11 protein-coding genes are annotated in these 12303 nt (G+C 41.6%); 10 read left to right on the forward strand and 1 reads right to left on the reverse strand.

The window, feature by feature from the left end; translation table 11 throughout:
• Window positions 1–151: 151 nt before the first annotated feature.
• The 9 genes from Q0L00_RS03860 (at window position 152) to Q0L00_RS03900 (ending at window position 9993) form a co-directional block, all read left to right on the forward strand.
• Window positions 152–1738, forward strand: a complete 1587-nt coding sequence (locus Q0L00_RS03860) for an FAD-dependent oxidoreductase (RefSeq protein WP_297335543.1) — start codon at window positions 152–154, stop codon at window positions 1736–1738.
• Between the two features lie 436 nt (window positions 1739–2174).
• Window positions 2175–3566 (forward strand): exonuclease domain-containing protein, encoded by a 1392-nt coding sequence (locus tag Q0L00_RS03865; RefSeq protein ID WP_297335544.1) that lies wholly within the window; start codon window positions 2175–2177, stop codon window positions 3564–3566.
• Between the two features lie 320 nt (window positions 3567–3886).
• On the forward strand, window positions 3887–4909 hold the full coding sequence (locus Q0L00_RS03870; RefSeq protein ID WP_297335545.1) for a hypothetical protein: 1023 nt from the start codon (window positions 3887–3889) through the stop codon (window positions 4907–4909).
• A 63-nt stretch (window positions 4910–4972) separates the two neighbouring features.
• Window positions 4973–5797, forward strand: coding sequence for a hypothetical protein (locus Q0L00_RS03875; RefSeq protein ID WP_297335546.1), 825 nt, complete (start codon window positions 4973–4975; stop codon window positions 5795–5797).
• A gap of 82 nt (window positions 5798–5879) precedes the next feature.
• The gene (locus Q0L00_RS03880; RefSeq protein WP_297335547.1) at window positions 5880–6452 is read left to right on the forward strand and encodes a CsgE family curli-type amyloid fiber assembly protein; all 573 of its coding nucleotides are present in this window, start codon (window positions 5880–5882) and stop codon (window positions 6450–6452) included.
• Window positions 6453–6462: 10 nt separating this feature from the next.
• Window positions 6463–6891 carry a curli production assembly/transport component CsgF gene (locus Q0L00_RS03885; RefSeq protein ID WP_297335548.1) on the forward strand — a complete coding sequence of 143 codons (429 nt, stop codon included), beginning with the start codon at window positions 6463–6465 and terminating at the stop codon, window positions 6889–6891.
• A gap of 8 nt (window positions 6892–6899) precedes the next feature.
• The gene (locus Q0L00_RS03890) at window positions 6900–8279 is read left to right on the forward strand and encodes a CsgG/HfaB family protein (protein WP_297335549.1); all 1380 of its coding nucleotides are present in this window, start codon (window positions 6900–6902) and stop codon (window positions 8277–8279) included.
• A 5-nt stretch (window positions 8280–8284) separates the two neighbouring features.
• Window positions 8285–8932 (forward strand): carboxypeptidase-like regulatory domain-containing protein, encoded by a 648-nt coding sequence (locus Q0L00_RS03895; protein ID WP_297335550.1) that lies wholly within the window; start codon window positions 8285–8287, stop codon window positions 8930–8932.
• A gap of 83 nt (window positions 8933–9015) precedes the next feature.
• The gene (locus Q0L00_RS03900; RefSeq protein WP_297335551.1) at window positions 9016–9993 is read left to right on the forward strand and encodes a LuxR family transcriptional regulator; all 978 of its coding nucleotides are present in this window, start codon (window positions 9016–9018) and stop codon (window positions 9991–9993) included.
• Window positions 9994–9997: 4 nt separating this feature from the next.
• On the opposite strand, the gene Q0L00_RS03905 is transcribed toward Q0L00_RS03900, so the two are convergent.
• On the reverse strand, window positions 9998–10963 hold the full coding sequence (locus tag Q0L00_RS03905) for an NAD-dependent epimerase/dehydratase family protein (RefSeq protein WP_297335552.1): 966 nt from the start codon (window positions 10961–10963) through the stop codon (window positions 9998–10000).
• A gap of 143 nt (window positions 10964–11106) precedes the next feature.
• On the opposite strand from Q0L00_RS03905, the gene kbl reads away from it, so the two are divergent.
• Complete coding sequence (kbl, locus tag Q0L00_RS03910; RefSeq protein ID WP_297335642.1) at window positions 11107–12300, forward strand: glycine C-acetyltransferase; 1194 nt, start codon at window positions 11107–11109, stop codon at window positions 12298–12300.
• The last annotated feature ends 3 nt before the right edge of the window (window positions 12301–12303 follow it).

A 12303-nucleotide genomic window follows, 5' to 3' on the forward strand; every position in this document is an offset into this window, starting at 1 on the left:
AACCCTGATTAAGGGTATTCAAACGCTGTGTCAAATTTACTTATTTGCCTTTTTTTCCGTACTGACTGGCTCTGTTTGCAGGGGTACTATCTGCATTTGTCACCGATATTTTTCATTATCTTTGCACTGATTTAAGGATAACTACCTTACCATGAAAAAAGAATTTAAACTACAGCTTTCCCCTGAGCAGGCATATCAGCCGGAGGTTTTTAAAAGCATTCTCCTAAAGCAAGTGGGACTAGAATCGGATGCTCCTCATACCTTTGCTCGCCAGACTAGACGATCCATTGATGCGAGAGGCAGAAAAGTAAAAGTGAATGTAGAGGCAGAACTTTTTATTAATGAACAGCCGGGAACACTTTTAGAAATCCATTCTGAATACAAGGATGTGAATCATTCAGATCCTCTGGTTATTGTAGGTGCGGGTCCTGCAGGTTTGTTTGCTGCTCTTCGGGCAATTGAATTAGGAATAAAACCCATTCTTATTGAACGAGGAAAGGATGTGCGTGCTAGACGAAGAGACCTTGCAGCAATCAACAAGGAGCATGTGGTTAACCCAGATTCGAATTATTGTTTTGGTGAGGGTGGGGCAGGAACCTACTCGGATGGAAAGCTCTATACCCGCTCAAAAAAAAGAGGAGATATCCGGCGAATTATGGAAATCCTGGTAGCACATGGAGCTACTGAGGAAATTTTGGTAGATGCTCATCCCCATATAGGTACCAATAAGCTGCCCGTGTTGGTTGCTGAGCTTAGAGAACGTATTTTATCTCATGGAGGGGAGATATTATTTAATACTCGCGTGGAGGATTTCATTCTGCAGGGGAATGAAATCAAAGGAGTAGTGACTCAAGATGGAGAAAATATTACCGGGTTGGGTGTGATTTTAGCTACTGGTCACTCGGCCAGGGATATCTTTGAATTGTTAACTAGGCGAAATGTCCTCATTGAGGCAAAGCCATTTGCATTGGGCGTGCGTATAGAGCATTCACAACAACTCATTGATCGAATCCAGTATCACTGTGAACTTGATCGTGGGCCGTATTTACCTGCATCTTCCTATTCGTTAGTTCACCAGACAGAGCTGAAAGGAAGGCGAAGAGGAGTGTTTAGTTTTTGTATGTGTCCCGGAGGTTTTATTGTTCCAGCTGCTACCGCACCTGGGGAGTTGGTTGTCAATGGGATGAGTCCTAGCAGAAGAGATAGCCGGTTTGCAAATTCTGGAATGGTTGTTTCGGTGGAGTTGGAGGATTTACCTAATTATCAGAAATACGGACCCCTTGCGGCGATGTATTTTCAGGCCTCCGTAGAAAAGCTCGCATGGGAAGCAGGAGGGAAAACCCAGGTTGCCCCTGCACAGCTTATGGTTGATTTTGCCAATAAAAAAGTGAGTACAAGCTTACTGGATACTTCCTACCAACCTGGGCTTCACTCGGTTGATATGAACGAAGTGCTTCCTGATTTTATCGCAGAGCGCATGAGATTGGCTTTTCGTGCATTTGGTCAAAAAATGAAGGGGTATTTTACCAATGAGGCTCAGTTAATAGGAGTGGAAAGCAGAACCTCGTCCCCAGTCCGGATTCCTAGGGATCGGGAAAGTTTTGAGCATCCGCAGATCAAACGACTTTACCCCTGTGGGGAAGGAGCCGGTTATGCGGGAGGAATAGTTTCAGCGGCGATGGATGGGGAACGCTGTGCCGAGCGATTGATTGCTGCTTATGCAAAACAGCCAAGGTGATTTCTGTTTTAAGGATGTAGCAACCCTATGGGTATTGTGATCTTTTTCTGAAGGAAACTACTACCCATGACTTTCACCGGGGAAGGGATAGTGCTTAATTCCACATGTGCTAAATCCAATTCTGTTGGATAAACCAAAAAGTCCATGCAGAACCTCAAACGGCTAAGCCGTGGCCAGCTTTTTTCCAAATCCCATTATTCTTTTTATCCTTAAACCGCTTATTACAAATCGATCCACTGCAAGGTAGAAGATCATTCGCTTTTCTTTGATTCATTCGAGGATCAGGGTGGTCCTAGGTCTTTTTTGTTCTTCGTTTTTGCATATCCCATTCAAGAATAGGATCACCCACACCTAGGCTTACCCCCCGCCATGCCATCATATCTGACAATTATTGTCGACTTGCTCCAGGACTGAATTCCATTCCTTACTTTTGACTATGGAATTTGCCATTGTCGATATTGAGACTACCGGAGGAAATGCAAAGTTGGGGGGGATAACAGAAATTGCTGTGGTTATTCACGATGGTCATCAAATCGTCCATGAATTTCAGACCTTAGTCAATCCCGAGCAAGGCATTCCAACTTACATTACCGGATTGACAGGTATAGATAATCAAATGGTGCGTTATGCTCCCCGGTTTGAAGATATCGCCGATGAGCTATGGGAGTTGCTTGAATCCCGCGTATTTGTCGCCCACCAGGTTAATTTTGACTTTGGGTTTGTCTCGGAAGCTTTTTCCAGACTGGGTAAGAAATTGATAAGTCCTAAACTATGTACCGTAAGGCTTGCCCGTAAGATTTTTCCAGGAATGCGATCTTACAGCTTGGGCCGAATCTGTGAACAACGGGGAATTCCTATTTTGGCAAGGCACAGGGCTATGGGAGATGCTAAAGCCACGGCTTTACTTTTTGATCAAATGATTCAAGAAAATGCAATCTGGATTTTCGAGTCCTTAAAAAAGAATACGGGCTTTACGTTTTTGCCGCCCAATTTTCCAATTCATCGGTTCAGGGAATTACCCGAAAAAACAGGAGTGTATTATATGCTTGACCATCGAGGGAAAGTCATTTATGTGGGAAAGGCAAATAACATCAAAGAAAGATTTAAAGGCCATTTTACCGGGCAGGCACTCCCGCACATAAAGAGTCAGCTTAAATCCGAAGTTTATGATCTCCGCTGGGAATTGTCTGGTTCTGAGCTGATGGCTTTGCTTATGGAGGCGGTGGAAATTAAGCGGCTATGGCCCAAATACAATGCGGCAATGAAACTTCCCCGCAGTTTGTGGGGGATTTTTGCTTACCGGGATGGGTTGGGCTATCAGCGGTTTCAGATCGCAAAAGTTACCGCGTCCCTCCAGCCTATAGAAACCTTTTTCAATAGAGAGGAGGCACTGTCATTTTTGAAAGAAGGGCAGCAAAATTATCAACTCTGCCCCAAGCTGTCTGGGATACGAAAAGTTAATTGTTCGGTAGTAAACGATGAAACTTGCCTTGGTGCTTGTGAGCAAAAGGAGCAGGTGGAGAGCTATAATCAACGCGCTGAATTATTTATTCAAAAGATTAAGGAAAGCAAAGGCTTAATTCAACTTGAACTTCCTGGGCGAAGCCCGGGGGAAAAAGCAATTTGTATTTTTGAGCGAGGAATGTTGGTCAAGTACGGCTTTTTACCGCAAAACCAGGACGAGGAGAGTTCGCTTAAACCTGTCAAAGCCTTTGTGGAGAGCTCTTTTATTTTCAAGCAGTTTTTTCATAAGATAAACCCTGAGCAGCTTACCCTGATCCAGAATTCAAAAGCTTCTTTTGGAGATTTGGGTCTATTATTTAACTAAGCATGCGAATTGCATTTGAACAAAATGGAAAAAGCTAATTAAATCGAACTTTTCCAGCTTTTATCCTATTTTAAACAGCAAATTTTTTAAAAGTGAGTAAAAATACTCATTTCTTACTTCCTTGATTGGCGAAAATTACCCATTGTACTCCCTTCTTATTCCCTTTAAGTTTGTATCAAATACAAAAAAAAGTATTCGAAACAATTTAAAATGATAGTGAAATCGATATTTACAACGAAATACTTTTTTTTGACTAGCTATGGATTGACCTAACAATCAATAAACAAACCTTTTAATTAACGTTCAAATTTTCAAACACCATGAAAAAATCTATTTTAATCTTAGGAGCCCTCGCTTTTTCAGCAGGCGTGTCTTTCGGACAGGGGAATACTGCTTCCTCTAGCTCAACAGGTAACGGAAATAGCTCATCCGTTTTGCAAACCGGTCAAAGCAATACCGGATCCACCACCCAAGATGGTAATAACAACGAAGCCCTTCTTCAGCAGGGTGCCTTTGGAGGTGGAAATGTTCAGTCGAACTTCGCGGAGGGAACTATTTCTCAAACAGGGAATAGCAATGATGCTACTGTCAGACAGAGACAGGGATTTGCTGGAGGTACTGCCGTAAGTGTACATTCGGTAGAGCAAATCGGAAATAGTAATGATGCTTTCATTGAGGCTTTCAATGGCGGTAACCTTGGTTCTGTTTTCCAAAACGGGAATGGCAATACCGCTTTCAGCCAGCAATCTGCCTCCGGTCATTCCGTGGATATTGATCAAATCGGAAATGGAAATACTGCTCGAACTTTCCAATTAGGAGGTGGTGATAATACTGCAGCTATCCGTCAGGCTGGTGACAATAACTTTAGTGAAATTCGTCAGTCTGGAATGAACAACAACGGATCTCAGTGGATTGCAGGATCAGGAAATACCGTATATTCGGAGCAAGACGGGATGTCCAATGGTCAACGAACTGAGATTACAGGTAATGGAAATTATTTTACAGTAAATCAATTCGGTGACAATAACTTTTCTTATGTAAATGCCAGAGGAACGGGAGCTGGTGATAATACGCTTACACTCAATAATTCTGAAGTTGACATTCTTCAAGATGGAGACGATAACAAAATCAGTGGTTCTATGGGTGGCAACAATAACGAATTGTCCATCATTCAAGACGGGTCTGGAAACTTGATTTTAGGTTCTGGCGGCAACTGGGATGCACTTGGTTTTAGAATCAGCGGAAATGGCAACGTAGGTTCTGTAATGCAACTATCAAATAACAACACGGCTACCTTCTCTATGGTAGGTAATGGAAATACCACAACCATTACTCAAAACTAAATAAACTCTAACACCTCCTGATCGTTTTTATTGGGAGGTGTTCCTTTTTATTAACCCCAAAAAATGATGTTTAAACTTTCAAAATCCATTTTATTTTCTGCACTAGTATTTAGTAGTTCTTGGGCATTTGGACAGGGGCTATCAGAAGGAAATGATCTGGTAAGTATGGGTCAAATCTCTAGTATTGATCTTGGCTTTACCAATGGAGCCTTCACCAATCAGGAGGGAAACCGAAATCAAGTAAACATTGAACAGACTAAAACCGAAGGATTTAATCTGGGTGAATTTTTCAATGTTTCTTCTAATTTAATTTCAGGATTTCCGGGACGAGGGGATTTTCCTGCTCAGGGAATAGATGACTTCCCTGGGGAAGGAAATGGACTCAGTCCAGAGTTCATCCTGCCAGGATTCCTTTCCTTTTTGCCCTTCAATCTGGCCGCAGTCAATCAGATGGGCAATCGGAATCAGACCCAAATTGGTCAAGAGGGTTCAGGCCTCGTTACCCTGGTCAATCAAATGGGGAATCGGAATATGGCTTCACTTAATTCTTCAGGAATTAATGTAGTACAAGCTTCCAATCAGATGGGGAGACGAAATGAAATCTCCAGTGATATTAGTTACAATGGTTTAGGCGGTACGGTTGCCCTTTACAATCAGGTTGGCCGAGATAATTCAATCGATGTTAAGTTAAATACTTCTTTCGGTTTTGGAATTCAGCCAGTCTTAATTAACCAAGTGGGACAAGATAATGTGGCCAATGTGGATGTGAGTGGATCATTTGGTCCCGGTAATTCGATTGTCATAAATCAAACCGGTGGAATGCCGTTGAATATTACTCAGACTCCTGGTGGGGGAATCGGAGGAGTTATTCCCGGATTAAGGAGATAATCAACCATTCATCATTTCAAGTTGGTAATAATAATATCTATATTTATTTTTGGATTTAAGCTAGCAATTTGCTGAGTTATAAATGAATTCTAGGAATAAATATCGCATTGTTGATGATTTGGTTCACAAGTTGGAAAAGGAATACCTTTCTTGGGTATTTCTTTTTTCTTTGAGCTTCTTATTCATCCCTCAGTGGGCTGAAGCTCAATCTCAGACTACCAGAAAAGATTCCACAGCGCAGGTCAAGAAAACAGAAAAGGAACTCAAAGAATTACTGAATAAAATCGTAAATCAAGAAGTCAGAAAAGTTTCTTCTGATGCTGAACTGGAAATTGATGGATTGATTGTGGATGAAACCAAAACTAAGGTAGGAAGGGATTTTTATGATTATTTTTATCGGGATTGGCAGCCTCCCAAAGATGCCAGTAATTATTCCATTTTTATTATTGAGAAGCCCTTTCGACTCAATACAACCATTATTGAAATTAAAATAAATGAGATCACCGTTTTTGAATCTTTCCTTCAACCTAGAGGAGATTTAGTGGAAGGTTTAGCGGTACAATCTATTGCAAATACCCAATTTTACCTGCAGCAATACGATGAATTGGTGAGAGAATTGGGGGGGGAGGATACCCGAGGCACAGGAATTTATTAACTAACCCATAATGAAAAAAATATTTATAGTGATGTCCATGTTGATTTTTGGCTTGATGTCCTTTGAAGCCAAGAGTCAACAACTGGTTTACAGACCACAAAATCCCGCATTTGGTGGGGATACTTTTAATTATCAATGGTTACTCTCTTCGGCTGAAGCTCAGAATACCACCCGGGATCCAAATGATCTTTCCAATGATCCCTTTGGTTTTCAGCAAGATCCCTTACAAGACTTTTCGGAAACTTTAAACCGCCAGATTCTAAGTCGTTTAGCAAGAGATATCGTCGATCGTCAATTTGGAGAGGATGCAATTGGGGAAGGAAGTTACGATCTGGGTGATTTTCAAATCGAAATAGCTAATTCGGGGTCGGGTCTGAATATTACCATTACCGATGTACTCTCGGGGGCTACGACAAACATTGAAGTGCCGTTTTTCTAAACTAGTTTATGTACTACCGATTGAATCGAGTAGGTAGGATGTTGGGCATTACTTTGCTCTTGATATCATCTGCATGCTCGCCCTATTACTACCAGCCGTTTAATAACCGCGATGCCAGGCTTGGTCCTGAAACTCCCATGAAAAAAGAGCTTCAAGAATTGCCTGAGCCCAAGGAACCCATTTATGTGGCCGTCTATAAATTTCGTGATCAAACCGGGCAATATAAGGAGTCCAATGTAGGAGCAAGTTGGTCCACCGCAGTCACGCAAGGCGCTACTAATATTTTGATTCGTGCCTTGGAAGAGTCGGGTTGGTTTGTTCCCATTGAGCGGGAAAATATTTCCAATTTGTTGAATGAGCGAAAAATTATTCGATCCAGTCGCGAACAGTACGAGGGAAGTAATAATGTATTGCTCCCACCATTACTCTTTGCAGGAGTTTTGCTTGAAGGAGGCATTGTCTCCTATGAGACCAATGTCTATACCGGAGGAGCAGGACTTCGTTACTTTGGGGCAGATGCTTCTTCCCAGTACCGGGAAGACCGGATTAGCATTTACCTTCGAGCAATTTCTACCAATAATGGTAAAATCCTTAAAACGGTTTATACTACCAAATCCATTCTTTCTCAAGAGGTTTCAGCAGGCCTTTTTCGGTACGTCAAATTTAGACGGCTTCTGGAAGCTGAGACGGGTTATACGTACAATGAGCCTCGTGAAATGGCCATCATTGAAGCCATCGAAAAGGCGGTTCACAGCCTAGTGATCGAAGGAGCAATTGATAACTTATGGCAGTTCAAGGCGGAAAGTGATACTACTCGGCTCGCTATTGATTCCTACTTGGCCGAAAAGGAGGAGAATCAACAAATCGATTACATCGGAAGACTTCAAGATTTTAAAGGCCGAACCTCGACTTACCTTTCGTTAATGGGAAATACCCAGACCTATATTGGAGATTATTCCAGTAGTTCCTTTAGACCCGGATTCACCGCTAACTTAGGGATCGGTCTATCCAATTCACTTTTTCTGGAAGGCGGAATTGGAATACAGCAAATTGAAATCAAAGAACTGGTTCGGTCTGTTGATTACTTTGGAGATTTAAACCTCATGTATTTCGCAAATACCAAAGGTAAATTATCGCCCTATGCTTCGGCAGGAGTAGGTAGTTTTTTCGATCCTGAGGACCAAATCGGGCTTTCAGGAAATTCTTGGCTGCCCTATGCCAAGTACGGGGCGGGTCTGGAGTATTTGTTTTCAGACCGCGTGGCTCTGACTTCTAGGGTTTATGTAAATCATATGTTCAATGACCGGTATGATGGAGTAGAGGCTGGAACTTTCAATGATGTGATCTGGGGACTTAACCTGGGCTTTCGATTTTATTTAGGAAAATAAGAATTATGAAGTATAGAAATTTTAATCTGGGTCTTTTGGTCTTTGTGACCTTGTTTCTGAGTTCTTGTGAGGAGGAACTTCTGGATGTGGATCGATTTGGAACCATTACAGGGATTGTGGTGGACGGAACAACCTATGAGCCACTTCCGGGTGTATTGGTCACTACAACACCTGCAAGTAATGCGGTGCTGTCTGATGAAGGAGGAACTTTCCAACTGGATAAAATATCGGCAGGCGATGTGCTCATCAATGCACGAAAAAATGAATATTTAACTGGGTCAATTAGTGTGGCCGTGTATGAGGAAGAAAATACTGCTGTCACCTTCTTTTTATTGGAAGATGAAAATAATGTAGGGGATGTGGTGTTGTTTGATCCGGTTCCGGGTAATGGTGCAGTGGACCAACCCTTGAGTTTTACACTAAGTTGGAATGTGGATCAAGAAAATAGAGGGGTCGAATTGGACTATACCGTTTATCTTTTTGAAAGTGGATCCACCACGCAAACTATTGTCTCTGAAAACCTTCAAAACAGAGAAGCTGTAATTTCAAATTTGAAAACCAATACAACTTACTTCTGGTATGTGGTAGCCAAATTTGACGGTAAAAATGTCGCGAATAGCCCAACTTGGACTTTTAGAACGGGAGGGGGATAAAGCATCAACTAGTTTAAAACTTTTAAAGTGCAATTGAGTTGCAATAAGTAGTTGTTTCATGGAGTATTAAAAGAAAGTTTTTTATGGTAAGAATACTGTTGATTCAATTAGAGGATAGTAAAAGTCCATTATTGAACCTATTGATAAGTACTGGGTTTAATGTGACCAAAGTCTTTGAAGTTGGGGACGCTCTCAAAGGAATTAATTCCAAAAAATTTGATTTGGTATTTTGCGATCACGATTTGGGAAATCATGACGGGTTTTACATTTTTAATACCATTCAGGCTTTCTTGGAAGAACTTTTTATTCCCTTTTTCCTCATTTTGGACAGGTCGGTATTAAAAGAAGAATTGATGCTTGTTCATGAGCTGGGTATTGATAATGTAATTTTCACCCCATTTGATAAGGAATCCATAGTAGCTAAAATAGAACAAACACTGAAGAAAAAAACGGAGGTAAATTTGTTCAGGGTAAAGGATTTTAATTCCTTCTTTAACTATTCGCTTGCGCCAATGATTTGGGTAAGCAAGGACAAAATTCACAGGGTGAACCACGCCACTGGAAAGATTCTGGGGGATTATGCTCAGCAGCTTTTAGACAAAAAAGTGGAGCAGGTTTTCGAATTAAAGGAGGATGATTCTACCCGACTCAGTTATTTTAAATTCAAGCATCAGGTTGTCAACGAGTGCAACCTGAATTCCATTAAGCTTAAGAATGGGATTCCTCAACTATTCGATCTTTACTTCTTTCGAGGAAAATTTACTGGATCTACGGAGTTTTTGATTGAAGTATGCTACTTACCGGCAGAGCTGAAGAATAAAACCAGAAAGAAGGCACATTCCTCTCTTTCCACGGAAGCTGAGTTGAAATTGACTTCTCGGGAACAGGAAGTTTTTCGTCTATCTGCTGATGGCTTACCGCTTAAATTAATTGCAGAGAAATTGGATATATCCCGCAGAACCGTGGAGCGCCATCGCGCCAATATTATGCAGAAAACAAAGTCAAATAGTATAATTGAGGCAATTTCTAAAATCAGAAATTTTGAATATCACCATTCTTAATTTTTCAAACTTTCTCTTTCTTCAGCGGAAAATATGCGGGCAAATTTTTTAAAATATCCGCTGTCATCTGATTCAAATCGTAATCAGGACTCCAGTTCCAATCCATTCTTGCCCGAGAGTCATCTATACTATCTGGCCAAGAATCAGCGATTTGTTGCCTAAAGTCAGGCTGATAATCAATTTCAAAATCGGGATAGTGTGTTTGAATACTTTCGAAAATTTCTTTCGGTGTAAAGCTCATCCCTGCAAGATTGTAGCTTGATCTGACTTGGATCGACTCCTTAGGGGCTTCCATCAGTTCAATGGTGGCTTTAATCGCATCGGGCATATACATCATCGGAAGGCTCGTATCTTCTTTCAGGAAGCAGGTGAATTTTTCTTGGGCCAAAGCCTTATGGTAAATTTCCACTGCATAGTCGGTGGTGCCACCTCCGGGAAGGGATTTGTATCCGATTAAACCCGGATAGCGTAAGCTGCGCACATCCACCCCATACTTTTCAAAATAATATTGGCACCATTGTTCGCCTGCCTGCTTACTAATACCGTAGACAGTATTGGGCTCTTTTACCACAAATTGCGGAGTATTGGTTTTTGGCGTATTGGGTCCAAACACCGCTATAGAAGAAGGCCAGTAAACCTTATTTAAGGTAAATTCCCTTGCCAATTCAAGTACGGACAAGAGGCTATCCATATTAAGTTTCCAGGCAAATAGAGGTTTTTGTTCCCCTGTTGCCGAGAGAACAGCAGCGAGATGATAAATCTGCGTGATTTTTTCATTCTTTACCAAGCTTCTCAAAGCCTCCTGATTCATTACATCCAGTACCTCAAATCGGCAAAAATCAAATTTTGAACGTGCCTGTTCATTCAAGTCAGTAGCGATGACCTGTTCTTGGCCATGAAGTTCTGCAAGTGATTTGGTCAATTCTGACCCGAGCTGTCCGGCGGCTCCGATGATAAGGATTTTTTCCATTTTCAGGTCTTTCAAAAAAGCGCCTAAGCATGCAGGGCTTTTTGTTTATATTTGGGTTTGCTTGCGCAAAAGTAAGAAAAATCAGAGGGTCAAAGCGAATTTTTGACCAATGGATCAAACGAAAATTCAAATTTATAGATAAAATGTACGATCAATTTAAACCCAAATTAGAGCAAGAGTTAAAATCTATTGAAGAAGCGGGACTTTTTAAAAAGGAGCGTGTAATCACTTCGCCTCAATCAGCAGAAATCACCATAGCTGGTGGCCAAAAAGTCCTAAACTTCTGTGCCAATAATTATTTAGGTCTCTCTTCGCATCCCCAAGTGATCCAAGCAGCTAAACACGCGATTGATACCCATGGATTTGGGATGTCTTCGGTTCGCTTTATCTGTGGAACTCAGGATATTCATAAAGAATTGGAGCGTAAAATCTCTGAATTTCTAGGTACAGAGGATACGATTTTATATGCAGCGGCATTTGATGCCAATGGGGGTGTTTTTGAACCTTTATTGGGAGCCGAGGATGCAATAATTTCAGATGCATTGAATCATGCTTCCATTATTGATGGGGTAAGGTTGTGCAAAGCGATGCGGTTTCGTTACGAGCACAATAACATGGATGATTTGGAAAAGCAACTTCAAGAGGCTATCGCTCAAGGAGCCAAACAAAAAATAATCGTAACCGATGGGGTGTTTTCAATGGATGGTACGATTGCTCAGTTGGATAAAATCGTTCAATTGGCAGAAAAGTACGAGGCATTAGTCATGTCTGATGAGTGTCATTCGACTGGATTTATGGGCAAAACCGGGAGGGGAGTTCATGAGCATTGTGGTGTAATGGGAAAACTTGATATTATCACCGGAACCTTGGGTAAAGCCTTAGGTGGTGCATCCGGAGGGTTTACCTCAGGTAGAAAGGAAATTGTCGAATTGCTTCGTCAGCGATCAAGACCTTATTTATTTTCCAATACCTTGGCTCCATCTATCACTGGAGCTTCTATTGCGGTTTTTGATCTGTTGTCTGAGACTACCGAACTGCGGGATAAGCTGGAGGAAAATACCACCTATTTCCGGGAAAAGATGACTGCTGCAGGGTTTGATATCAAACCAGGTACCCATCCGATCGTCCCGGTAATGTTGTATGATGCAGTACTTTCCCAGCAAATGGCTGAGAAACTTTTGGCAAAAGGGATCTATGTGATTGGGTTTTATTACCCGGTGGTCCCCAAAGGTCAGGCTCGAATTCGGGTTCAGATTTCCGCTGCACATGAAAAATCCCATTTAGATCGAGCGATTCAAGCTTTTACCGAAGTAGGAAAAGAACTGGGAGTGATTTAAACT

Source organism: Algoriphagus sp. (assembly GCF_024305035.1).
In the GTDB taxonomy this organism is placed as follows: Bacteria; Bacteroidota; Bacteroidia; order Cytophagales; family Cyclobacteriaceae; genus Algoriphagus.